This is a genomic window from Rhodococcus sp. NPDC059179 (genome assembly GCF_042754885.1).
GTDB lineage: Bacteria > Actinomycetota > Actinomycetes > Mycobacteriales > Mycobacteriaceae > Rhodococcus_G.
In genome coordinates, this window is sequence record NZ_JBHZBV010000002.1 from 380,110 (window position 1) to 401,879 (window position 21,770).

General features: G+C 68.7%; 23 protein-coding genes. 4 read left to right on the plus strand and 19 right to left on the minus strand.

Features of this window, described 5'->3' with window-relative positions:
• Positions 1 to 52: 52 nt before the first annotated feature.
• Genes whiA through uvrC form a run of 4 tightly spaced genes read right to left on the minus strand, consistent with a single transcriptional unit; the run spans position 53 to position 5,112 of the window.
• The gene (gene whiA, locus ACFXMV_RS06700) at positions 53 to 1,036 is read right to left on the minus strand and encodes a DNA-binding protein WhiA (RefSeq protein ID WP_027499697.1); all 984 of its coding nucleotides are present in this window, start codon (positions 1,034 to 1,036) and stop codon (positions 53 to 55) included.
• The gene (gene yvcK / locus ACFXMV_RS06705; protein WP_378501166.1) at positions 1,027 to 2,049 is read right to left on the minus strand and encodes a uridine diphosphate-N-acetylglucosamine-binding protein YvcK; all 1,023 of its coding nucleotides are present in this window, start codon (positions 2,047 to 2,049) and stop codon (positions 1,027 to 1,029) included. The genes whiA and yvcK overlap by 10 nt, the downstream gene beginning before the upstream one ends.
• Positions 2,046 to 2,912: an RNase adapter RapZ gene (gene rapZ, locus ACFXMV_RS06710; protein WP_378501168.1), complete on the minus strand. Its 867-nt coding sequence runs from the start codon at positions 2,910 to 2,912 to the stop codon at positions 2,046 to 2,048. The genes yvcK and rapZ overlap by 4 nt, the downstream gene beginning before the upstream one ends.
• 25 nt (positions 2,913 to 2,937) lie before the next feature.
• Positions 2,938 to 5,112, minus strand: coding sequence for an excinuclease ABC subunit UvrC (uvrC, locus tag ACFXMV_RS06715; protein WP_378502784.1), 2,175 nt, complete (start codon positions 5,110 to 5,112; stop codon positions 2,938 to 2,940).
• A 131-nt stretch (positions 5,113 to 5,243) separates the two neighbouring features.
• Here uvrC and ggt point away from each other — a divergent pair, with 131 nt between their 5' ends.
• Entirely contained in the window at positions 5,244 to 7,184 is a 1,941-nt protein-coding gene (ggt, locus tag ACFXMV_RS06720) for a gamma-glutamyltransferase (protein ID WP_378501402.1), read from the plus strand.
• 342 nt (positions 7,185 to 7,526) lie between these two features.
• On the plus strand, positions 7,527 to 7,868 hold the full coding sequence (locus tag ACFXMV_RS06725) for a YciI family protein (protein ID WP_378501400.1): 342 nt from the start codon (positions 7,527 to 7,529) through the stop codon (positions 7,866 to 7,868).
• Positions 7,869 to 7,875: 7 nt separating this feature from the next.
• Here ACFXMV_RS06725 and ACFXMV_RS06730 read toward each other — a convergent pair whose 3' ends face one another.
• The 14 genes from ACFXMV_RS06730 to ACFXMV_RS06795 form a co-directional block, all read right to left on the minus strand.
• Positions 7,876 to 8,841, minus strand: coding sequence for a permease prefix domain 1-containing protein (locus ACFXMV_RS06730; RefSeq protein ID WP_378501399.1), 966 nt, complete (start codon positions 8,839 to 8,841; stop codon positions 7,876 to 7,878).
• Positions 8,838 to 9,161 (minus strand): PadR family transcriptional regulator, encoded by a 324-nt coding sequence (locus ACFXMV_RS06735; protein WP_378501398.1) that lies wholly within the window; start codon positions 9,159 to 9,161, stop codon positions 8,838 to 8,840. Before ACFXMV_RS06735 ends, ACFXMV_RS06730 begins: the two co-directional genes overlap by 4 nt.
• Positions 9,162 to 9,300: 139 nt before the next feature.
• On the minus strand, positions 9,301 to 9,501 hold the full coding sequence (locus ACFXMV_RS06740) for a dodecin family protein (RefSeq protein ID WP_378501157.1): 201 nt from the start codon (positions 9,499 to 9,501) through the stop codon (positions 9,301 to 9,303).
• Positions 9,502 to 9,600: 99 nt separating this feature from the next.
• Entirely contained in the window at positions 9,601 to 9,999 is a 399-nt protein-coding gene (locus ACFXMV_RS06745) for a PH domain-containing protein (protein ID WP_378501158.1), read from the minus strand.
• Between the two features lie 47 nt (positions 10,000 to 10,046).
• Positions 10,047 to 10,544 carry a 6,7-dimethyl-8-ribityllumazine synthase gene (gene ribH / locus ACFXMV_RS06750; RefSeq protein ID WP_378501156.1) on the minus strand — a complete coding sequence of 166 codons (498 nt, stop codon included), beginning with the start codon at positions 10,542 to 10,544 and terminating at the stop codon, positions 10,047 to 10,049.
• Entirely contained in the window at positions 10,541 to 11,794 is a 1,254-nt protein-coding gene (locus ACFXMV_RS06755; RefSeq protein WP_378501155.1) for a bifunctional 3,4-dihydroxy-2-butanone-4-phosphate synthase/GTP cyclohydrolase II, read from the minus strand. The genes ribH and ACFXMV_RS06755 overlap by 4 nt, the downstream gene beginning before the upstream one ends.
• 94 nt (positions 11,795 to 11,888) lie before the next feature.
• Positions 11,889 to 12,512, minus strand: coding sequence for a riboflavin synthase (locus ACFXMV_RS06760; RefSeq protein WP_378501154.1), 624 nt, complete (start codon positions 12,510 to 12,512; stop codon positions 11,889 to 11,891).
• Between the two features lie 13 nt (positions 12,513 to 12,525).
• A complete protein-coding gene (ribD, locus tag ACFXMV_RS06765) occupies positions 12,526 to 13,587 on the minus strand; it encodes a bifunctional diaminohydroxyphosphoribosylaminopyrimidine deaminase/5-amino-6-(5-phosphoribosylamino)uracil reductase RibD (protein ID WP_378501153.1) in 1,062 nt (353 codons plus the stop codon).
• Between the two features lies 1 nt (position 13,588).
• The gene (gene rpe / locus ACFXMV_RS06770) at positions 13,589 to 14,272 is read right to left on the minus strand and encodes a ribulose-phosphate 3-epimerase (protein WP_378501152.1); all 684 of its coding nucleotides are present in this window, start codon (positions 14,270 to 14,272) and stop codon (positions 13,589 to 13,591) included.
• A gap of 11 nt (positions 14,273 to 14,283) precedes the next feature.
• On the minus strand, positions 14,284 to 14,703 hold the full coding sequence (locus tag ACFXMV_RS06775; protein ID WP_378501151.1) for a group 1 truncated hemoglobin: 420 nt from the start codon (positions 14,701 to 14,703) through the stop codon (positions 14,284 to 14,286).
• A gap of 67 nt (positions 14,704 to 14,770) precedes the next feature.
• Entirely contained in the window at positions 14,771 to 15,118 is a 348-nt protein-coding gene (locus ACFXMV_RS06780; RefSeq protein ID WP_378502785.1) for an MmcQ/YjbR family DNA-binding protein, read from the minus strand.
• A gap of 55 nt (positions 15,119 to 15,173) precedes the next feature.
• Entirely contained in the window at positions 15,174 to 15,701 is a 528-nt protein-coding gene (locus ACFXMV_RS06785) for a hypothetical protein (RefSeq protein ID WP_378501333.1), read from the minus strand.
• A gap of 59 nt (positions 15,702 to 15,760) precedes the next feature.
• Positions 15,761 to 18,790, minus strand: a complete 3,030-nt coding sequence (locus tag ACFXMV_RS06790; RefSeq protein WP_378614224.1) for a toll/interleukin-1 receptor domain-containing protein — start codon at positions 18,788 to 18,790, stop codon at positions 15,761 to 15,763.
• A gap of 153 nt (positions 18,791 to 18,943) precedes the next feature.
• Complete coding sequence (locus tag ACFXMV_RS06795; protein ID WP_378501332.1) at positions 18,944 to 19,426, minus strand: ArsI/CadI family heavy metal resistance metalloenzyme; 483 nt, start codon at positions 19,424 to 19,426, stop codon at positions 18,944 to 18,946.
• A 92-nt stretch (positions 19,427 to 19,518) separates the two neighbouring features.
• Between ACFXMV_RS06795 and ACFXMV_RS06800 the strand changes: the two genes are divergently transcribed.
• Positions 19,519 to 19,875, plus strand: coding sequence for an Rv2640c family ArsR-like transcriptional regulator (locus ACFXMV_RS06800; protein WP_378502786.1), 357 nt, complete (start codon positions 19,519 to 19,521; stop codon positions 19,873 to 19,875).
• Positions 19,876 to 20,056: 181 nt separating this feature from the next.
• On the opposite strand, the gene ACFXMV_RS06805 is transcribed toward ACFXMV_RS06800, so the two are convergent.
• A complete protein-coding gene (locus ACFXMV_RS06805; RefSeq protein WP_378501701.1) occupies positions 20,057 to 21,106 on the minus strand; it encodes a biotin/lipoate A/B protein ligase family protein in 1,050 nt (349 codons plus the stop codon).
• A 114-nt stretch (positions 21,107 to 21,220) separates the two neighbouring features.
• Here ACFXMV_RS06805 and ACFXMV_RS06810 point away from each other — a divergent pair, with 114 nt between their 5' ends.
• Positions 21,221 to 21,574, plus strand: coding sequence for a VOC family protein (locus ACFXMV_RS06810; RefSeq protein ID WP_378501700.1), 354 nt, complete (start codon positions 21,221 to 21,223; stop codon positions 21,572 to 21,574).
• Positions 21,575 to 21,770 lie beyond the last annotated feature (196 nt).

Sequence of the window (21,770 nt, forward strand, 5' to 3'; positions counted from 1 at the left end):
TCGCTCCTTTTCGACCAGCTCTCGTGGGCAAAATCCAGATGCGATTCTGAGCCTAGGCCTCGTCGAGCAGGTCGGCGGTCACCGCGGACTCCGTGTCCGGGATCCCGGTGTCCTTGGCCTTGCGGTCCGCCATCGACAGCAACCGCCGGATCCGGCCGGCGACCGCGTCCTTCGTCATCGGCGGGTCGGCCAGCTGGCCGAGCTCCTCCAGCGAGGCCTGCCGGTGCTGAACGCGCAGGCTGCCCGCCGCGGCGAGATGATCGGGGACGTCGTCGCCGAGGATCTCCAGCGCACGCTCGACCCGCGCCGCGGCGGCGACGGCGGCCCGCGCCGAGCGCCGCAGGTTCGCATCGTCGAAATTCGCCAGCCTGTTCGCGGTGGCCCGCACCTCGCGGCGCATCCGGCGTTCCTCCCAGGTCAGCCTGGTGTCCTGGGCACCCATCCGGGTGAGCAGCGCACCGATCGCCTCGCCGTCGCGGACGACCACCCGGTCGGTTCCGCGCACCTCCCTGGCCTTGGCCGCCACTCCGAGCCTGCGGGCCGCACCGACCAGGGCGAGCGCCGCCTCCGGACCGGGGCAGCTGATCTCCAGGGCGGACGAGCGGCCGGGCTCGGTCAGCGAACCGTGCGCGAGGAACGCGCCGCGCCAGGCCGCCTCCGAGTCGACGACGCTGCCGCCGACGACCTGGGCGGGCAGCCCGCGCACCGGACGGCCGCGCAGGTCGAGCAGCCCGGTCTGGCGGGCGAGGGCCTCACCCTCCTTGGCCACCCGCACGATGTAGCGGGAACTCTTGCGCAGCCCGCCCGCACCGAGCACGTGCACATCCGAGGCATAGCCGTACAGGTCGAAGATCTCGCGGCGGAGCCGGCGCGCGGTGTTGCCGAGGTCCACCTCCGCCTCGACCACTACGCGCCCACCGACGATGTGCAGCCCGCCCGCGAATCGAAGCAGGGACGAGACCTCGGCCTTGCGGGCGGAGACCTGGGTCACCGCAAGCCGGCTCAGCTCGTCCTTGACCTCCGCTGTCATTGCCACGAAGTGGTCTCCCTTCCGGGGGTTGTCTGGTGGTTCTTCGGCGCCGCAGCTGCGAGGCGGTCGAGGACCGCGGCGAGCTTGCCCGCGTGGTGCGTCGCACCGCCGTTGTTCGCAACGTCGGCATAGGTCACGGCCGCTCCCAGGAGCTGAGCGGCCCGGTGGAGATAGTCACGTTCGCTGCCCTCCGGCACTGACGCCGAATCGACCACGATGTCGTCGACCGTCAGTTCCGGTGCATGCTGGGACAGTACGTGCAGGTGCCGCTCCGCGGAGAACCCCGTCGTTTCGCCCAACTCGGGCACCAGGTTCAGGATCAGCGTCTTGCGCGCGCCGGTTTCCATCAGCGCCTGCACCAACTCGGGCACCAGCATGTGCGGGATGACGCTGGAGAACCAGGACCCGGGACCGAGGAGCACCAGGTCGGCCCGCTCGATCGCGGTCACCGTCTCGGGGCACGCGGGCGGATCCGGCGGCAGCAACCGCACCCGTCGCACCTTCCCCGGGGTGGTGGCGACGGCCACCTGCCCGCGGATGCAGCGGCTCACCCGTGGATCGGTCTCCAGCCCCACCACGTCGGCCTCGATGTCGAGGGCGATCGGGGACATCGGCAGCACCCGCCCGTGGATGCCGAGCACCCGGCCCATCTCGTCGAGGGCGGCGACGGTGTCGCCCATCACCTCGGTGAGCCCTGCGAGGATCAGGTTGCCGACCGAGTGGCCCGCGAGCGCGCCGGTACCGCCGAAACGGTGCTGCAGGGTCGCCGTCCATGTCTGCACCTCGGGCGTGTCCGCGGCCAGCGCCGCCAGCGCCATCCGAAGGTCACCGGGGGGGATCACACCGAGCTCGGACCGGAGCCGACCCGATGAGCCGCCGTCGTCGGCGACCGTGACGACCGCGGTGACGTCGGAGCTCACCCGGCGGGCGGCGCTGAGGGTGGCATACAGACCGTGACCGCCGCCGAGGGCGACGATCGCGGGGTCGGCGTGGACGGCCGAGAGGGGGTCGGACGTCATTCGCGCCCCAGATCCCGGTGCACGACCTTGACGGTCACACCCTGTTCCCGCTCCAGCATGCCCGCCAGGGCCTCTGTCATTGCCACACTCCGATGCTTCCCGCCGGTGCACCCCACCGCAATTGTCATGTACCGCTTACCTTCCCGACGGTATCCGTTGGTCGTCAACTCCAACAAATGCCGGTAGGTGTCCAGGTAGTCCCTGGCACCGTCCTGGGCGAGGACGTAGTCGCTCACGGCCGCGTCCCGGCCGGTGTGCTCGCGCAGCTCCGGGATCCAATGCGGGTTCGGCAGGAACCGCACGTCGCAGACGAGGTCCGCATCCATCGGGAGCCCGTACTTGAAGCCGAAGGACTGGACGGTGATCGCGATCGTCCCGGTCGTTTCGCCGCCGAACGCGGACTCGATCCGCTGCCGCAGCTCGTGCACCGACAACGACGACGTGTCGATCACCAGATCGGCGTCGGCCTTCACCGGGGCGAGCTGCGCCCGCTCGGCCTCGATCCCCTCCATCAGGGTGCCGTCGACGCCGTCCTGCTGCAGCGGGTGGCTGCGCCGGACCTGTTCGAATCGCCGCACCAGCACCTGGTCGGTCGCCTCGAGGAACAGCACCCGGGTCCGTGCCGTCTTCGACTCGACCTCCTTGATGACGGAGACGAGATCACCGGTGAACCTCCTGCTCCGCACGTCGATGACCACGGCCAGCTTCGGGATCCGCGACGCCGACTCGAGCCCGAGATCGACCATCCGGGAGATCAACTCCGGCGGCAGATTGTCCGCGACGTACCAGCCGAGATCCTCGAGCACCTTCGCCGCGGTACCCATGCCGGCCCCGGACAGGCCCGTGACCAGCGCCACCTCCATGTCCGACTCCCCCCGCTCGGTCTGGTCACTCACCGACGCCCGCCCTTCTCAGTCCGTGTCCGTGCTGGTCAGAGCCCCCGATTTCGCACTCGCGCGCCGCCTCGGCGGTCGCGCTGCGATCATCATCCCCCACCGCGCCGTTCACCACCGGCTCATCCGCGCCCATTGCCGCCTCGGCGGCGGTCGAGTCCGGCTCGGCCCCGAGCGCGACGAGCACCGCCTTCGCGGTGGTGATCCCGATCCCGGGGACCTCGATGATCTCCTCCACCGTGGCCTGCTTGAGCTTCGCGACCGACCCGAAGTGCGTGACGAGCGCCGTGCGCCTGGCCTCGCCGAGCCCTCGGACGGAATCGAGCGCCGACGCCGTCATCCGCCGCGAGCGTTTGCTGCGATGGAAGGTGATCGCGAAGCGGTGCGCCTCGTCGCGGACCCGCTGCAGCAGGTACAGCGACTCACTGGTGCGCGGCAGGATCACCGGGTCCGCATCCCCCGGCACCCACACCTCCTCGAGTCGCTTCGCGAGCCCGACCACGGCGACGTCGGTGATCCCCAGGTCGTCGAGGACGGCCGCCGCCGCCGCGACCTGCGGGGCGCCGCCGTCGACGACGAACAGGTTCGGCGGATAGGCGAACCGCCGCGGCCTGCCGGTCTGCGGGTCGAGCGCCGCCTCCGGCGCCAGGTCTCCCCCGGTGTCCGCATCGGCCGAGCCCGCATCGGCCGGGCCCTCCGCGACCGCGGCCGTGTCCGCGGCGTGCCGCAGGAACCGTCGACGGGTGACCTCCGCAATACTGGCGACGTCGTCCGAACGCCCTTCCCCCGCAGCCTCTTTGATCGAGTAGTGCCGGTAGTCGGACTTGCGGGGCAGACCGTCCTCGAAGACGACCAACGAGGCCACCACGTCGGTGCCCTGAACGTGACTGATGTCTACACACTCGATCCGCAGCGGCGCCTGATCGAGGTCGAGAGCGTCCTGAATCCCTTGCAGCGCCGCCGATCTCGAGGTGAGATCGCCCGCCCTGCGAAGCTTGTGCTGCGCCAGCGACTCCTGGGCATTGCGCTGCACCGTCTCGGCGAGCGCCTTCTTGTCGCCGCGCTGCGGCACCCGGAGCGTCACCGCCGACCCCCGCAGGCCGCTCAGCCAGACCTGGAGTTCCTCGGCGTTCGGCGGCAGCACCGGCACCAGCACCTCGCGAGGCACCACCGTGTTCTTGTCCGCGGTCAACCCCGGCTGATCGGTGAGGGCGGCCTGCTCGCCGTAGAACTGGGTGAGGAACTGCTCGACGAGATCCCCATTCCCGCCGTCAGCGCTGTCGCCGGCCTCGCCTGAGCGCTCGACCACCCAACCACGCTGACCGCGCACCCGTCCGCCGCGCACATGGAACACCTGGACGGCGGCCTCGAGTTCGTCGGCGGCGAACGCCACCACGTCGGCATCGGTCCCGTCGCCGAGCACAACGGCCTGCTTCTCGAGTGCCTTGCGCAGCGCACCCAGGTCGTCGCGCAGCCGCGCCGCGCTCTCGAAGTCGAGGTCGTCGGAGGCGCGCAGCATTCGCGCCTCGAGCTCGCGCACCAGCTTGTCGGTGCGACCGGACAGGAAGTCGCAGAAGTCCTCCACGATCTGCCGATGCTCGTCGGCGCTCACCCGGCCGACGCACGGGGCCGAGCACTTGTCGATGTAGCCGAGCAGGCAGGGCCGACCGATCTGGTTGTGCCGCTTGAACACACCGGCCGAGCAGGTGCGGGCCGGGAATACCCGCAGCAGCAGATCCAGCGTCTCCCGGATCGCCCAGGCATGCGCGTACGGACCGAAGTACCGCACCCCCTTGCGCCGCGGACCGCGGTAGACGAACAACCGCGGGTACTCCTCGCCCAGCGTCACCGCCAAGACCGGGTAGGTCTTGTCGTCCCGATAGCGGACGTTGAAGCGGGGGTCGAACTCCTTGATCCAGTTGTACTCGAGCTGCAGCGCCTCGACCTCGGTGCCGACCACCGTCCATTCCACGCTGCCCGCCGTCGTGACCATCTGGCGGGTGCGCGGATGCAGCGACGCGACGTCCGCGAAATACGAGCTCAGACGGCTCCGCAGGCTCTTCGCCTTGCCGACGTAGATGACCCGGCCGTGGGGATCGCGAAACTTGTAGACGCCGGGCGCCACCGGAATGGTTCCCGTGGCGGGGCGATAGGTGGCTGGATCGGGCACACCACCAGGCTAGTCGTCCCCACCGACGGCCCCGGACAACCGTACCGAGGACCCCGCGTGCCTGCTAGTTTCGAAGGACGCAACACGAAGGCCACTCGTTCGGGGTGATCGGTGTGAGAACAGGCGATGCGATGCGCCTCGCGATGGCGACGGCCCTGGCCCTGGCCCTTGCGGCCGGATGCTCCTCCCCCGGCGACGGCGAGCGCGACCCGTGCACCATCGAGCCGAACGGCACCCCCGTCGCCGCCGCCCCCGAGACCGACGCGCCCACCGGCGCGAATCTGTCCACGACGGTGAACCTGTCGACCGATCCGGAGATCGCCACCGGATACCGCGCCGGGATGACCCCCGTCGCGACGGCCACGTTCGCGGTGTCCACCGCCAACCCGGTCTCGACCGAGGCCGCGTGCCGGGTGCTGGCGGACGGCGGAACCGCCGCGGACGCGCTGATCACCGCGCAGACCGTGCTCGGCCTGGTCGAGCCGCAATCGTCGGGTATCGGGGGCGGCGCCTTCCTGCTGTACCACGACGCGGCGACCGGGACCGTCGACGCCTACGACGGCCGCGAGACCGCACCGATGGCCGCCACCGAGAACTACCTGCGCTTCGTCGACGACGCGAACCGGACCGAGCCGACGCCCTCTGTACGCGCCAGCGGCCGGTCCATCGGCGTCCCCGGGGTGCTGCGGCTGCTGGAGACGAGCCACCGCGAGCACGGCAAGCAACCCTGGGACACGTTGTTCGCGCCCGCGATCACGCTCGCGGACAACGGGATCGAGATCAGCCCCCGGATGGCCGGTTCGATCGCCGACGCCGCGAAAGACCTGGCCGTCGACGAGGAGGCACGGGCCTACTTCCTGAACCCCGACGGATCCCCGAAACCGGCGGGCACCGTGTTGACGAACCCGGCGATGGCAAAGACGTTGGGGGCGATCGCCTCCGACGGCGCCGACGCGTTCTACACCGGGTCGATCGCCGAGGCCATCGTGACCGCGACCGCCGACCCGACCGGCGGACGGACACCCGGCGCGATGACCACCGCGGACCTGGCCGGCTACCAGGCCAAGAAGCGCGCCGCGCTGTGCACCGACTACCGGGAGCGCGAGGTCTGCGGGATGCCGAGCCCGTCGTCCGGCGGCACCGCGGTGGCCGCCACGTTGGGAATCCTGAGCAACTTCGACCTGACCGCGCACGGGCCGACGGCCGTCGACGCGAACGGCGGCGAACCCACCGCCACCGGCGTGCACCTGATCTCCGAGGCGGAGCGGTTGGCCTATGCCGACCGCGACAAGTACGTCGCCGACGCGGACTTCGTGCCGCTCCCCGGCAACTCGGCCGACACGCTGATCGATCCGGACTACCTGCGCAGCCGGTCGGCGCTGATCGACCCCCAACGCAGCATGGGTACCGCCAAGCCGGGCGACTTCGGCCCGGTCCCCATGGGCACGGAACCGGGCAACGACCACGGCACCAGCCACATCACCGTGGCCGACCGGTACGGAAACGTCGCGGCCATGACCACCACCATCGAGTCGGCATTCGGCTCCTTCCACATGGTCGACGGCTTCCTGCTCAACAACGAGCTGACCGACTTCTCGGCCCAGCCGACCGCGGAGGACGGATCGCCGCTCGCCAACCGGGTCCAACCGGGCAAACGGCCGCGCAGTTCGATGGCACCCACCCTGGTCTTCGATCAGGATGCGGCGGGGAACCGCGGCGACCTGCTGCTGGCCACCGGGTCACCCGGCGGTTCGGTGATCATCCAGTTCGTGGTCAAGACCCTGGTCGGCGTGCTCGACTGGGGACTCGATCCGCAGCAGGCCGTGTCGATGGTCGACTTCGGTGCCGCGAACTCGCCGATGACCAATGTCGGCGGCGAGCATCCCAGCATCGACGCGGCCGACAACGGCGCCGCGGACCCACTGGTGCGGGCGTTGACCTCGATGGGACATCAGGTCTCCACCGCCCCTCAGTCCAGTGGACTGAGTGCGCTGTTGCGTCACGACCCGGGCTGGGTCGGTGGCGCCGACCCGCGGCGTGAGGGCGCGGTGACCGGCGACCTCGTCGAGTAGGCGGAGTTCGACGAAATACACAGCACCGATCGCAAGGTAGATGGCGGCCATGATGATCGGGCCGCACGCGAGTATCAGCAGGATTTCCACGGGCGCCTCCAATTCAACTGGAGTCGAACAACCGAATGCCGGACTCGTCCCACGCTAATGCGTTGACGGCGTAACTCGGTGACGGCCAGGTGAACTCGGGGGTGAGTCGACCGTGAGATGGCCCACAGCCGACGCGGCGCCGAAAACCCTGGCATCCGTTGGGGGGGGGGTGGGCGAGCGAGTCTTGTGCGCGGCGCGCCGCGTCGGTGAGGATGGGTCCGATCCCCGAAACGGGCAGAAGGAGCCGACGCGATGACGAAATACCTGATCTCGTTCCCGAGTGGCGCAATGGTCGTTCCCGACGAGGATCTGCCGGCGGTGTCGGATGCGTCGCACGCGGTGGTGGAGGAGGCGAAGGAAGCCGGGGTCTGGGTGTTCGGCGGTGGCATCGACGAGAGCGTTCCGCCGGTCCTGGTCGATGGGGATGGCACGGTGACCGAGGGCACGTACCCGCAGACGAAGCAGCTCGAAGGCGGCTACGCGGTACTGGAGGTGCCCTCCCGTGCGGCGGCAGTGGAATGGGCCGCGAAGTTCGCGGCTGCCTGCCGGTGCGCGCAGGAGGTGCGCGCGTTCCACTACGATCCCGCAAGCTGATAGCCGATCAGTGCTCGATCCGGCGCCAGCTGTCAACGGAGTCCCAGGCCCAGATGACGAGAGCGGCGACGATCACGACCATGTTGGCGGAGTGCACGTCGAAGCCAGGCCAGTCCTCGGCGAGATGGCTGACGAAGACCGGATTGAAGAGCCGGTCGGTGGCGGCAAGGAACACCAGCGGGGCGGCGAAGAGGGCACCGAGCAGAATGTTCCAGACGGCGAACCCGCGAGTCATCGGGCCTGCCCGGAACCGGATGACCTCGAGGACCATCTCGGCGACGAGGAAGACCAGCACGAGTGGCAGCCAGAACGACCACAGGTCAGGGTCGAGCACCGGCACCGGATCGCCGTCCACGGTGAAGGCCGAGCGGAACTGCTGGCCCACGATCACGACGCCGAGGAATGCCAGCCAGACCAGTTTCATCGCGGTCTCGGCGCGATTCTGTCGCGCCGACGCGGGGACGTCGGGGAGGCTGTCCGGGGTCCACTCCACGGCGAGGTTTCGCTGCATCTCAGCAGGTGCGGACCCTCGCTCGACCAGCCAGAACGTCAGCGTGACCCAGAAGATGATCTGCACGGTCGTGGCGAACAGGGTCCAGATCACGCCGCCGATCACCGCGCCCACGGTGCGGCCGTCCGTCTCGATGGCCGCCAGGACGCTGAGAACGATTGCCACGACAGGGATCACCGTGACGACGATTGCCCGCAGCACTCGGACGTAAGCCGGATAGAGTTCCGGTCCGATCAGGTACAGCTGGCGGCCGGCATACCCGGCAGCCAGTCGGTCCGGGTCCCCCAACTCCTCGACGGCGATGTACTCCGCCTTGTCGGGTGCGAGGCCGGGTTGATCGGCGAGGAGTGACTCGGTGCGATCGGCGATGCTCGCCCGCAGTTCGTCGGCGACGTCGAGTCGCTGATCCTCGGGGAGCGTACGGGTGGCGGCGTGGACGTATCTCTGGCTAATCGTGGTCATATCAGTCCTTCGATCGACGTGTGCAGCGTGCGCCATTCCGCGAGCAGCAGACGCAGGAGATCCTCCCCGGCGGGGGTGGTCCGATAGAACTTCCGCGGCCGGGACTCCTCGGTATCCCACTCGCTGGTGAGCAGGCCCTGTTTCTCGAGGCGGCGCAGGAGGGGGTAGAGCGTGTTGCCGTCCACCGTGAAGCCCGCAGCGGCGAGCGTCTCGAGGAGCGCGTAGCCGTAGGTCGGCCTCCGGAGGTTCGCGAGTGCGCTGACCACCACGGTTCCCCGGCGTAACTCCTGGAGGTGTCCGGCAAGGACGTCATCACCCATAGCTGGAACATTACTGTGTGACACACACTATTGTCACCCAGAGAGGCTCGGGAGTGTCGAATTGCCTCAGAGTCACCCGAACGTCGAACGGCCCGACGCGCTCAGGTCGCGTCGGGCCGCATTGATCGAGCGGGGTCGCCTACTCGAGTACGAAGGTGATCTTCAGGTTGACGCGCCATTCGGTCACCTTGCCGTTCTCGACAACGACCTGCGTGTCCTTGACCCAGGCGGCGGTGATGCCGTGCACGGTCTCGGCAGCCTTCGCGATGCCCTGCTTGACGGCGTCGTCCGTGCTGACGGTGGAACTGGCGGAAATCTCCAAAACTTTCGCGACCGACATTGTTCGTCTCCTCTGTGGTGGAGCGATCATGGCGCGTTCAATCGTGTCACGAATGCCGGGGAACGAAGACGGGTTGCCCAGTTCCCCTGCGAGGCAGGTCTATTCGGCGTCCACCTGCGCGTACTTCGACTCGAGCTCGCGAAACTTCCTGACCGCGTTCACCGCGTACTCGCGGTCATTCGCCTGGATCGCCATGGCCGGGATGTACTCGTCGTCGGGCAACTCGATCCGCGCCCACGCCGCCCCGTCCGGGAAGGTCAGGCCGCGCACCAGGTCCCATTCGACGAACCGCTCGCCGAACGCGTTGCGCACCCAGACGCCGGACGCGTTCGCGCGCAGCCGCGGGCGGGTCAGCAGCAGCGCGCCGCCTGCGAGGATCGCACCGATCCCGACCATCGCGAGCTGGTCGATCAGCCGGAAGTAGACGCCGGTGGCCGAGCTGCGCAGCAGCACCGCCAGCACGACGAACACCAGCACGAACACCGAGGCGACCGCCATCGCGTAGCGGGCGGACCGCTTGGACCGCACCTCCAACTCCCAGGCGCTCACCGGAAGGACTCTTCGGTCCAGGGCTGGCGCAGATGACGGAGGGTGACCGCGGTGTCCAGCGCGGCGGCGCAGGCCTGGCCGCCCTTGTCCTCGACGGAGCCCGGCAGGCCCGAGCGATCCCTGGCCTGCTGTTCGGTGTCCGTGGTGAGCACGCCGTTGCCGACCGGGGTGCCCTCGTCGAGCGAGACCCGGGTCAGCCCGGCGGTGACCGCGTCGCAGACGTACTCGAAGTGCGGGGTGCCCCCGCGGATCACGACGCCGAGCGCCACCACCGCGTCGTGGGTGCGGGCCAGCGCCTGCGCGACGACCGGCAGCTCGATGGCGCCCGCGACGCGGACCAGGGTGACGTCCTCGAGGTGGGCCTGCTCGGCGACCCGCTGGGCGCCCGCGATCAGCGCCTCGGAGATCTCGGAGTGCCACCGTCCCGCCACGATCGCGAGCTTGAGGTCCTTGGCCTCGCCGAGCTGGAGCTCCGGCAGCCCCTCGCCGCTCATACCGCGCCCCCGGTCTCGAAGTCGTCGAGTCCGATCAGGTCGTGGCCCATGCGGTCCCGCTTGGTGCGCAGGTAGGTGAGGTTCTCGGCGTTGGCGCGCAACGGCATCGGCACCCGCTCGGTGATCTGCAGTCCGTAGCCGTCCAGCCCGACCCGCTTGGCGGGGTTGTTGGTCAGCAGCCGCATGGAGGAGATACCCAGATCGACGAGGATCTGTGCGCCGATGCCGTAATCGCGAGCATCGGCGGGAAGTCCGAGTTCCAGGTTCGCGTCGACGGTGTCCGACCCCGCGTCCTGCAGCTGGTAGGCCTGCAGCTTGTGCATCAGGCCGATGCCGCGGCCCTCGTGACCGCGCATGTACAGCACCACGCCGCGGCCCTCCTGGGCGACCATGTCCAGCGCCGCGTCGAGCTGCGGACCACAGTCGCAGCGCAGCGAGCCGAACACGTCGCCGGTCAGGCACTCCGAGTGCACGCGGACCAGCACGTCGCCGCCGTCGCCGTCCGGACCGGCCAGGTCACCGCGGACCAGGGCCACGTGCTCGACCTCGTCGTAGATGCTCTGGTAGCCGACGGCCTTGAACTCGCCGTGCCGGGTGGGGATCCGCGCCTCCGCGATCCGCACCACGTGCTTCTCGTGCTTGCGGCGCCACGAGATGAGGTCGGCGATCGAGATCATGGCCAGGTTGTGGTCGTCGGCGAAGACCCGCAGCTCGTCGGTCTGGGCCATGTGGCCCTCGTCCTTCTGGCTGACGATCTCGCAGATGACGCCGGCGGGACGCAGGTCGGCCATCCGGGCCAGGTCGACCGCGGCCTCGGTGTGGCCGGGCCTGCGCAGCACGCCGCCCTCCTTGGCGCGCAGCGGCACCACGTGACCGGGTCGGGTGAAATCGCTGGCGCCGGAGTTCGGGTCGGCGAGCAGGCGCATCGTCGCGGCACGGTCGGAGGCGGAGATGCCGGTGCCGATGCCTTCCTTGGCGTCGACGGTCACGGTGTACGCGGTGCCGTGCTTGTCTTGGTTGCTCGAGTACATCGGCGGCAGGCCGAGCCGGTCGCAGTCGTCGCCGTCGAGCGGGACGCAGAGGTAACCGGAGGTGTAGCGGACCATGAAGGCCACCAGTTCCGGGGTCGCCTTCTCGGCGGCGAAGATGAGGTCGCCCTCGTTCTCGCGGTCCTCGTCATCGACGACGACGACGGCCTTGCCTGCGGCGATATCGGCGACTGCGCGCTCGATACTGTCGAACCTGGTCACGTGGTGCGCTCCATCAAAGTCATGAATAGCTCTCCGTGCACCCGTAAGTGCACCTCAACAGTATTACCCCGGAGCCCGGAGGCCGAAATTGCGTCTACCGGCCTGCGGCCTGCAGGCGCTCGACGTACTTCGCGATCACGTCGACCTCCAGGTTCACCGGCGTCCCGGGTGCCGCGCCACCGAGGGTCGTCATCTCGAGGGTGGTGGGGATCAGCGAGATCTCGAAGAACTCATCCCCGTCACCGGTCTCGCCGCCGTCGCGACCGAGGGCCGACACGGTGAGCGAGACACCGTCGACGGTGATCGAGCCCTTCTCCACCACGTACCGCGTGATCGACGCGGGCAGCGAGATCCGGACGACCTCCCAGTTCTCCGACGGCGAGCGGCTGATGACGGACCCGGTGGCGTCGACGTGACCCTGCACGAGGTGGCCGCCGAGCCGGCTGTTCAGCGCGGCCGCCCGCTCCAGGTTCACCCGACTGCCGACCTCGAGCGCACCGAGGCTGGAGCGGTTGAGTGTCTCCGCCATCACATCGGCGGTGAAGGAGTCGCCGCCCAGCACCTCCACGACGGTCAGGCAGACGCCGTTGACCGCGATAGAATCCCCGTGCCCCGCATCGGAGGTCACCAGCGCGCCGCGCACGGTGAAGCGGGCGGCGTCGGCCAGGTCCTCCTTGGCGACGATCTCACCCAGTTCTTCGACGATCCCGGTGAACACTTCAGTCCGCTCCTCAGTTGTTGATGCTGTTCTGTTCATTCTGGCCTTCGGCTCCGGTGCCGCGGTCGCCGGGCGTCAGGCTCAGCAGCAGATCCGGCCCGAGCACCTCGACCGACTCACGGTGAAACCGGAGCGCCTGTGCGATGTTCGTGACCCCAGCATCCTCCACCGCCGCCGCGCCCGCGCCGAGCAGTACCGGTGAGAGGAACGCCAGGATCCGATCGACCAATCCCGCCTCGAGGAAGGCGCCTGCCAGATGCGGGCCGCCCTCGAGCAGGACGTCGGGCAGGTCGGCCAGCGCGTCGAGCACCTCGCGCGGGTCGCGGGTCCGCAGCACCAGGGTCGGCGCGGCATCGTCGAGCACCCGGGCCGAGGCCGGAATGTCGCGCTCCCCCACCACCACTCGCAGCGGCTGGTGCTCGGCGAGGCTGCCGTCCGGGTTGCGCGCGGTCAGCCACGGGTCGTCGGCGAGGACGGTCCCGGTGCCGACCACGATGGCGTCGAGCTTGGCGCGCTCCCGGTGCACCCGCGCCCTCGCCTCGGGGCCGGTGATCCACTGGCTGGTCCCGTCAGCGGCGGCGCTGCGCCCGTCGAGGCTGGCGGCGAACTTCCAGGTGACGTGCGCGCGGCCGGTTCGCTGGCGGTGCAGCCAGGCACGCAGGGGGCCGAGCTCGACGAGGTCGGCCCCGATGTGCGGGATCACCTCGACGCCTGCGGCGCGGAGGGTGTCCGCGCCGCCGGACGCCTGCGGGTTCGGGTCGGCGACGGCGTACACGACCCGCGCAACGCCCGCCTCGAGCAGGGCGAGCGAGCACGGCCCGGTGCGACCCTGGTGGTTGCACGGTTCCAGTGTCACCACCGCGGTGCCGCCCCTGGCCCGGCTGCCCGCGGCCCGCAGGGCCATCACCTCGGCGTGCGGTCCGCCGGCCGGACTGGTCGCGCCGACGCCGGCGATCGCGCCGCTCTCGTCGAGGATCACCGCGCCGACCGGCGGGTTGGGGCTGGTGGTCCCCCGCACCCGCTCGGAGGCGTCGACGGCCAGCCGCAGCGCCGCGAGCAGGGTGTCCTCGGACACGCTAGTGGGCGATCGTCAGGTGCGGGGACGCCGCGGCCGCCTGGGCGCGCAGTCCGCGGACCGCGGCGGCGGGATCGGCCGCGCCGTACACCGCGGACCCGGCGACGAAGCAGTCGACGCCCGCCTCGGCGGCCGCCTCGACGGTGTCGGTGTTGATCCCGCCGTCGATCTCGACCAGCAGGGTCAGCTCGCCGGAGTCGACGAGCTTGCGCACGGCGCGCGCCTTGCTCAGCACCTCGGCCATGAAGGACTGGCCGCCGAAGCCGGGCTCGACGCTCATCACGAGCAGGGTGTCGAACTCCTTGAGGATCTCCAGGTACGGCTCGATCGGGGTGCCGGGCTTGACGCTCAGGCCCGCCTTCGCGCCCGCCGCCCTGATGTCGCGTGCGACGGCGATCGGATCGTCGGTGGCCTCGGCGTGGAAGGTGACGTTGTGCGCGCCCGCCTCCGCGTACGGCGGTGCCCACCGACCCGGGTTGTCGATCATCAGGTGACAGTCGAGCGGGATATCGGTGGCCTTGAGCAGGCTCTGCACGACGGGGAGTCCGAGCGTCAGGTTCGGCACGAAGTGCGCGTCCATGACGTCGACGTGCAGCCAGTCGGAGCCGGCCACGGCGGCGGCCTCGTCGGCGAGTCGGGCGAAGTCGGCGGACAGGATGGACGGAGCGATCATCGGGTGAGCCACAAGTGGCCAGCTTAGCCGCCCTTCGAGACCACGATGTCGCCGTAGGTGCTCTGCACGATCGCGCGCAGTTCGGCCTGCTCCGCCTCCGGGACGTGGAACTTGTCGAGGCTCTGACGGAAGTCGTCGAGGAACGCCTCCCACTCGCCGGGGGTGATCTCGAGGGCCACGTGCGAATCGACCATGGAGCGCCCGGTGTAATGCTGCGGGCCGCCTGCCGCCGCGCCGACCATCTCGGTGACCAGGTACTTGAACCCGGCCGGCGCGACCTTGTGGTGGGCCGCGTCGACCCGAGGGTTCGCGTTGAGGCGCGGGTCGACCATGATGCGGTCGACGAAGTCGTCGACCACCGTCGCGATGCTGTAGATGCCGCCGAGCCGGTTGTAGAGGGCCTTCGGCGACGGCTTGGCTGGCTGCTGTTGCTGGGTGGACATCCGATTCACCTCGGTCGTTTCCCGTGACTGTCGGTCGCTGTGCGAGCGGGGACCCTGCATGGACAGTCTACGGTCGCCGTCGGTCGGCGGACCGACGCGATTTCGCCGGGGCCTTGATCCGCCAGGCCTCCGCGACGAGCTCGCACAGCTGGTCGCGGTCCACCCGTTCCAGGTCGACCAGGATCGCGCCGTAGCCGTCGTAGTGCGGGGTCGTGTAGAACGCAGGATCGCCGGAGGCCAGCAGCGCCTCCTTCTCCTCGAGGGCGCAGAACAGCATCAGGCCGCCCTCCGCCTCGCTACGCAGCCGTGCGAAGCCCTTCCCGCCGACCTTGAGCGAGGGCGTGTTGTACGACGTGGATTCCTCGACGTCCGGCAGGCGCTTCGCGATGTCGACGACGTCGTCCCAGGTGTGCATGGGATCAGCATGCGCCCACGCGCCGCCCGCGGCTTGGACAAACGGGAACGCGAACTCAGGCGAAAACAACGGCGAGGAATCCCGCCACGTACGCGAGTGCGAAGAGGATGGGAATCCACTGCTCGATGTGGGACAGCGGCCAGTACCGTGACCGGTCCTTCCCCTCGCCCAGGGCCCACCATTCGGCACGCCAGAACGGCGAGGCTGGGAGTCGTTCCTCGAGGGCGCCGACGACCTGGTACTTGGCGCTGTTCAGGAGCCGGTAGCTGCGCACCAGGTAGAACCAGGCGAAACACTGGCCGAGGATCGCGACGAGTGGGATCGCCAGCCACCCCGCCTTGTCCTGCGGTGGAGCCTCGGCGAAGGCGGCGACGAGGGTGAAAATGCCGGTGTTCAGCGTCAGGAAGAACGAGTTCGCGAGTCCTCGGCGCGCGCTGACTCGGTCGGCCATCTCGACGTAGAGGCGGTACTGGTCGAGTACCGCGCTTTCGTAGGTCGTTGTGCGGCTGTCAGGCCCGGACTGTGCCGGTGCGTCGTTCCACAGTCGGCCGCGGAGTTCGGACCGGTGATCGTCGTCATACATCGCCAACCTCCTGACGTGCCGCTGTGTCCTGTGGCTTGCGCGGCTCGGGGCTTAGCTACCTAGCACGGCGGGTCATATTCGATCTTGTCCGAAACCCACTTGGACCACTGCTCGCGGCTAATGTCCTCGGTGAGTTTCGAGCACAGCTCGTCTTCCCAGGACGCCGGTCCGGGCCATATATAGATGCCGCTCGAGTTGTTCAGGTCGAGCCACACCGCTCGCACGGTGCGGCCGTCCGGCGCGACACGTATCTCGATGATCCAACCGTCGGGACCCTTCAGTGGCTCCCCCACCTGTTCGCCCGTCGTGGCGTCCCAGAATCGAAGCTCGTGATCCGCGCCGCCGGAGACGATGAATCGTCCGTCGCCGGTAACCGCGACGCTGCTGACCATCACACTCGTGTGGCCCCGCATCGGGCTACCGATCGGCTCGCCGGTCAGCGCGTCGAAACGCCGCAGATCGAGCCCCTCAGCGACGACGAAGTACTTCCCGTTTGGACTGATGGCGAACCGGTCGAACGACGGCGACGCGGCGGGACGCGCGACCTGGCGTGCCGTGTCGGCGTCCCACACGGCCACTGAGTCCCCGCTGTGAGAAATTACCCGGTGCCCGTCAGCGCCGAACATGACAGACGTGATGTCCCACTCGTGGCCTTGCAACGGCCCACCGATCGGCCGCGCCAATTCGACGTCCCAGATCCACACCGACGTGCCCTCACCCGCGGCGAGCCGCCGTCCGTCGGGACCGAAGACGAGATGTGACACGCTGCCCGTTGGACCGGTGAGCGGCACACCGACCTCCCGTCCGGAGGTGACGTCCCATATCTGGACGGACTTATCTTCGCCGCCCGCGGCGATCAGACGCGCATCGGCGCTGAACGCGAGACTCGATAGAGCGCCTTCGAAACCCGTTGCTATGACGCGGAGCACTCCGCCAGAGTCGGCGTCGATGACCACGATCGACCTGTCCTCACGCGCGAATGCGATGCGACTTCCGTCCCGGCTGAAGTCGGCGATAACAAGGGTGCTTGGGCGTTCGGCGGACGGCCGCTGAACGGGTACCGCACTTCCCTCGTCGAGGTCGAGTACCCACATGGCGTCGAGGCTCGCGTCGGCTCGCACCATCCGTCGTCCGTCGGGCGCCATCGCCAGCATGGGTCCGTCAACAGGTGCACCTGACGGAGTGGTTGGCTCTGTCCACGAGTGGCCGACGCCCCCTTGCCGGTCGTCTCGCCATACCCGCACTGTTCCGTCGAAGCTGGCCGAGGCAATGCGCCCATGCCCGTCGACGGTGCCGTAATCGACGCTCCTGACGTATCCGGTGTGCCCGAGCAGCGTCGGACCGATCTGCCTGCCGGTCTCGACTTCCCAAAGGCGCAGGCCGCCGTCGGATCCCCCCGAAATGATGCGGTGGCTGTCCGGACTGAATGCCACGCTGGTGACGACACCGTCGTGACCGGCGAGAGGCTCCCCGACTGGCATGCGGTTTTCGGCATCCCACAGGATGATCGACGCGGTCAGGCCGCTCGGCGCGCCCGCGCCGGGAGCGACCCCCTCACTACCCGACACGATGTGGCGGCCATCGCGGCTGAACGCCACGCTCCACACCCGGTTCCCGTGCTGTCGCATGGGTTCGCCGGCGAGCTCCCCCTGGTCGACGTCCCAGACCCGCACTGTCTTGTCGTCGCTGCCCGAGACGAGGCGATGACCGTCCGGGCTGAATGCCACATCTAGCACGGCGCCGTCATGGTGCAGCGGAGCACCGGACAGACGGGGCTCGAGGTCCCACACACGAATCGATTTGTCTGCACTCGCGGACGCGAGGCGATGACCATCGGGACTGAAGACGATCCTGTTGACGAGATTCGTGTGACCGGTGAGGGGATCGCCGATCGACATCCCTGTGTCGGCATCCCAAAGCTGGAGGCTGTTGTCGGCGTTGCTGGACGCGATTCTGTGCCCGTCAGGGCTGTAGGCCAGGGCGAATGCGCCACGATCCGATCGGAACGGTAGATCGACCTGCTCGCCCGAGTCTGCGTCCCATAGCCTCAGTTCGACTCCACCCGTTGCGATGCGGCGACCGTCCGGGCTCAGGACCATGCTGAAGACCGGCCGTGCTGTTTCGACTGCACGCTTCAGGTCATCGACGTTGGCGGCCGTCGGGATGGAGTATGGGTAACCGGTCCTGATGATCTTCTCAGTCGATGCCATGGCGTCGAGCGTTCGCAGCGCGGCGCCGGGATGAGGCGTCGACGAGATCTGCTGTGCGGCGAGCGTTCCGTTAATTGCACGGACGTCGTCGCGGGTGCGGGCGCCGGCGAGCATGGATTCAGCTTCGGACTCCAGCCGCAGGGCTATTGCTTGGTTCCGTTGGTTTATCGCCTCTTGTCGTTGAACGAGCGCGATCGTTGCCGCGACGACCGCAAGGACCGTCAGTAGGACCAGACCGACAACGGCGGCGCGCCGCAACCGTCGGAAGCGGCGTTGCTCGCGCAGATCCTCGCTGGCCAGCTCGTACTTGGGTTTGCCGTGGATCGGGGCGGCCAGGTCGGTGACCTTCTCCCGGAACATCGGCGCCCGGGGATCCCACGGCGCGTCCTCGCTGACGTCGACGTAGAACGGCTCGGTGGGAAGAGCCCCGGGCTCGGTCAGCACCGGCAGCGCCACATCGGACCGGTCCGGGTCGAACCGTCCGCTCTCCTCGTCCCATTCCAGCTGGCCGCCGACCACGACGAACAGCAGCTGGTCCGGCCCGCGCCGCTGCAGCCAGTGTGCGACTTCCTTGTTCACCCAGCCCGAGGCGACCGCGTGCGGGGAGAGCACCACGAGAAAATAGCGGGCGCGGTCCATTGCGTCGGCGACCTTGCCCCACAGGTCGGGGCTGGCGGTGAGGTCGGTGGCGTCGCGGAATACCCGCAGCGCGTGCAGGTGGCCCATTCGCCTGCCGATGCGGTGCAGGCCCTTCTGGATCCCGGCGGCGACCGGCCGATCGTCGTGGGCATAAGAGATGAAGGCGTCGTAGGCGAACGACTCCCCTTGTCCCCCAGCCTGCTGTTCCCGAACCTCCGCAGCCTGAGCACCCATGGCCATCTCCCCGATCTCCAGGCGATATCGATTCGCATGGACGGGATTCTCTGAGCCTGACGCAGCCGGGAACGGATGTCGCGGGTAGTCGACTACTCGGCTTTCGCAGAGTTCATCCGGTGCACGCCCGTCAGAAACGGACGGGCACCGGATTGATGCTCAGCAGCAGGCGCCCTGCGCGGGCTCGGCTTCGTCGGCCGTGCTCGCGCAGCACACTCCACCCGCGGGCGCGGCGCTCTCGGCCATCTGAAGCGAGGCCGGGCCGGTGCCGAAGGTCTCGCTGTCGGCGAGCACCGTGTACACCTCCCACTTCTCACCAGCGGGCCCGGTGACCCACACCTTGTCCTGGGTCGCGAAGCAACAGGTGGTGCCGATCTCCTCGTCGGTGAACAGTCCCTCGCCGGTCAGCCGGGCGATCTCCTCGTGCACGATCTCGCTCGATTCCACCTCCACGCCAAGATGATTGATGCTGCCGCCCTTGCCCGGGTTCTGCAGCAGGACCAGCTTCAGGGGCGGCTCGGCGATGGCGAAGTTCGCGTAGCCCTCGCGCAGCTTGGCCGGTTCGGTGTTGAACAGCTTCGAATAGAACGCGACCGATTCGGTCAGGTCGTCGACGTTGAGGGCGAGCTGTACGCGTGACATGAGAACCTCCATTGGTGAGACATATATCGAATTACTGCCTACAACTGTGGCACCTTTTTGACATATGTCAAGACGCTGGCATGATGGATGTCATGCCAAAGGCCCTGCCATTGCTGGACGTGACCGCACCGATCTGCTGCGCGCCGGTGGCGGCGGGTCCGATGACCGACGAGGCCGCGCTGCACGTGGCGCTCCGCCTCAAGTCGCTCGCCGACCCGACCCGGATCAAACTGATGTCGATCCTGCTCACCAGCCCTGACGGTGAGGCCTGCACCTGCGACCTCGCCGCCGCGATCGACCTGACCGAGTCCACGGCGAGCCATCACCTCGCCCAGCTGAAGAAGGCGGGCATGGTCGAATCGACCAGGCGCGGCATGAACGTCTACTACCGCGCCCGCACCGACTCACTCGAGGCGCTGCGCCTCGTGCTCGACCCGAACTGCTGCTAGACCGTCCCGAACGGGCGGTTATCGAGATCGCCTCTCGACGAACGCTCCGACAACCACCCGTTCGCTTACGTCGCTACTCGGCTTACCCACCCCGCCCGGCCGGACCAGTTCGGTTGACGGCTACCCCGTCGGCCGAACTCCTAGCTTCTCGTCAGCCCTTCACCGATGGCTTTCGCATCGGTCACGGCACCCGATACGTCCATTCCGGGGTGGCGAACTTGGTCTCGACCAGTTCGCGCGCGGCAGCCAGTTCGGCGTCGGTGTATACGCTCTCGCGAGTGTCGTAGCGGGCACGGAAGTGCGCGATGAAGGCGGCGATGATGTCGTCACGGGTCATGCCGGTCTGCGACCGCATCGGGTCGACCCGCTTGCCGGAACTGGTGATGCCCTTGTCGGAGATCTTCTCCCGCCCGATGCGCAGCACCTCGGTCATCTTGTCGGCGTCGATGTCGTAGGCCATGGTCACGTGGTGCAGCACGGCGCCTGCGGCGATTCGTTTCTGGGCGGCCCCGGCGATCTTGCCCTGGTCGGTGGCAATGTCGTTGAGCGGCACATAGCGGGCGGTGATGCCGACGTTGGCGAGCGCGCCCATCACCCACTGGTCGAGGAACTCGTAGGACTGCTCGAAGCTGAGCCCATCGACCAGCGACGTGGGCACCGACAGCGAGTAGGTGATGCAGTTGCCGGGCTCCATGAACATCGCGCCGCCGCCGGAGATGCGCCGCACGATCCCGATGCCGTGGCGCGCGGCCGCCTCCTCGTCGACCTCGTTGCGCACCGACTGGAAGGAGCCGAGCACCACCAGTGGCGAGTCCCAATCCCAGAACCGCAATGTCGGGCCGCGCGTGCCGGACGCCACCTCGCGGGTGATCACCTCGTCGAGCGCGACATGCATGGCCGGGTCGATGACCACCGGCGCGATCACGTCGAAAGTGTGGTCGTGCCAGCTGGTCGCGTGGCCGAGAGCGCGGCGAATCGCGATGCCGACGGAGTCCGGCGTGAAACCGATCATCGACGCCCCGTCATCGAGGGCATCCGATATCGCCGAACCGAGCTGCGCCGCATCGGCATTCACAGACATGCCCGTCACCGCGGCCACGATGTCGTCGAGGGCGTCGTCCGGCTCCAAGAAGAAGTCGCCGGACAGCGACACCCGTGACAACCGCCCGTCGTCGACCACGACGTCGACCACCACGAGCTTGCCGCCGGGAACCTTGTACTCGCCACGCATCCCCGCAGCCTAACGGCCGCGCGTCCCGCCCCCGGATTGGCACAGCGCTCGGGTCGACACACGTCAGCGTTCCGACGATCATCGAGGCACATCCGGCGCAGACAGGAGAACAGAATGCGAGTCACCCGCATCACCACCAATCTCCCGGTGGCCGACATCGACAGCGCGAAGGGCTTCTACACCGAATTCCTCGGCCTGCGAACCGAGGAATTCAACCTGGGCTGGGTCGCCCGGTTCGCCTCACCGGAAACCGGCGCGCACGTCCAGCTCGTCACCCACGACGCCACCGCCCCCGAGGACTCGGTCATCTCGGTCCACGCGGACGACGTCGACGCCGCCTACGACGAAGCCCTTCGGCTCGGCTACGAGATCGTGCACCCGCTCGCCACCGAGGAATGGGGTGTGCGCCGATTCTTCGTGCGCGCCCCGGACGGCGCCGTCGTCAATGTCGTGCAGCACCGCGACTGACCCGAGTCCGCGGGCGGGGCGGCCTCTGGCTCGATTCCACCTTCACGCCAACCGAGTCCACCGCCAGCCATCACCTCGCCCAGCTGAAGAAGGCGGGCATGGTCGTATCGAACGGCTGCTGGACGCGGGCATCACTTCAGCACAAGATCGCCGCGGGCCCCGCCTCGAACGGGCGGTTATCGACGTCACCTCTCGA

What these genes read in the sequence shown, in the direction of transcription:
- yvcK (WP_378501166.1), bottom strand. Translation starts at nt 2,049, where the DNA reads ATGACGTCCGACCCCCTCTCGGCCGTCCACGCCGACCCCGCGATCGTC.
- rapZ (WP_378501168.1), bottom strand. Translation starts at nt 2,912, where the DNA reads ATGGAGGTGGCGCTGGTCACGGGCCTGTCCGGGGCCGGCATGGGTACC.
- ggt (WP_378501402.1), top strand. Translation starts at nt 5,244, where the DNA reads ATGCGCCTCGCGATGGCGACGGCCCTGGCCCTGGCCCTTGCGGCCGGA.
- ACFXMV_RS06725 (WP_378501400.1), top strand. Translation starts at nt 7,527, where the DNA reads ATGACGAAATACCTGATCTCGTTCCCGAGTGGCGCAATGGTCGTTCCC.
- ACFXMV_RS06730 (WP_378501399.1), bottom strand. Translation starts at nt 8,841, where the DNA reads ATGACCACGATTAGCCAGAGATACGTCCACGCCGCCACCCGTACGCTC.
- ACFXMV_RS06735 (WP_378501398.1), bottom strand. Translation starts at nt 9,161, where the DNA reads ATGGGTGATGACGTCCTTGCCGGACACCTCCAGGAGTTACGCCGGGGA.
- ACFXMV_RS06740 (WP_378501157.1), bottom strand. Translation starts at nt 9,501, where the DNA reads ATGTCGGTCGCGAAAGTTTTGGAGATTTCCGCCAGTTCCACCGTCAGC.
- ACFXMV_RS06745 (WP_378501158.1), bottom strand. Translation starts at nt 9,999, where the DNA reads ATGGCGGTCGCCTCGGTGTTCGTGCTGGTGTTCGTCGTGCTGGCGGTG.
- ribH (WP_378501156.1), bottom strand. Translation starts at nt 10,544, where the DNA reads ATGAGCGGCGAGGGGCTGCCGGAGCTCCAGCTCGGCGAGGCCAAGGAC.
- ACFXMV_RS06775 (WP_378501151.1), bottom strand. Translation starts at nt 14,703, where the DNA reads ATGTCCACCCAGCAACAGCAGCCAGCCAAGCCGTCGCCGAAGGCCCTC.
- ACFXMV_RS06780 (WP_378502785.1), bottom strand. Translation starts at nt 15,118, where the DNA reads ATGCACACCTGGGACGACGTCGTCGACATCGCGAAGCGCCTGCCGGAC.
- ACFXMV_RS06785 (WP_378501333.1), bottom strand. Translation starts at nt 15,701, where the DNA reads ATGTATGACGACGATCACCGGTCCGAACTCCGCGGCCGACTGTGGAAC.
- ACFXMV_RS06790 (WP_378614224.1), bottom strand. Translation starts at nt 18,790, where the DNA reads ATGGCCATGGGTGCTCAGGCTGCGGAGGTTCGGGAACAGCAGGCTGGG.
- ACFXMV_RS06795 (WP_378501332.1), bottom strand. Translation starts at nt 19,426, where the DNA reads ATGTCACGCGTACAGCTCGCCCTCAACGTCGACGACCTGACCGAATCG.
- ACFXMV_RS06800 (WP_378502786.1), top strand. Translation starts at nt 19,519, where the DNA reads ATGCCAAAGGCCCTGCCATTGCTGGACGTGACCGCACCGATCTGCTGC.
- ACFXMV_RS06805 (WP_378501701.1), bottom strand. Translation starts at nt 21,106, where the DNA reads ATGCGTGGCGAGTACAAGGTTCCCGGCGGCAAGCTCGTGGTGGTCGAC.
- ACFXMV_RS06810 (WP_378501700.1), top strand. Translation starts at nt 21,221, where the DNA reads ATGCGAGTCACCCGCATCACCACCAATCTCCCGGTGGCCGACATCGAC.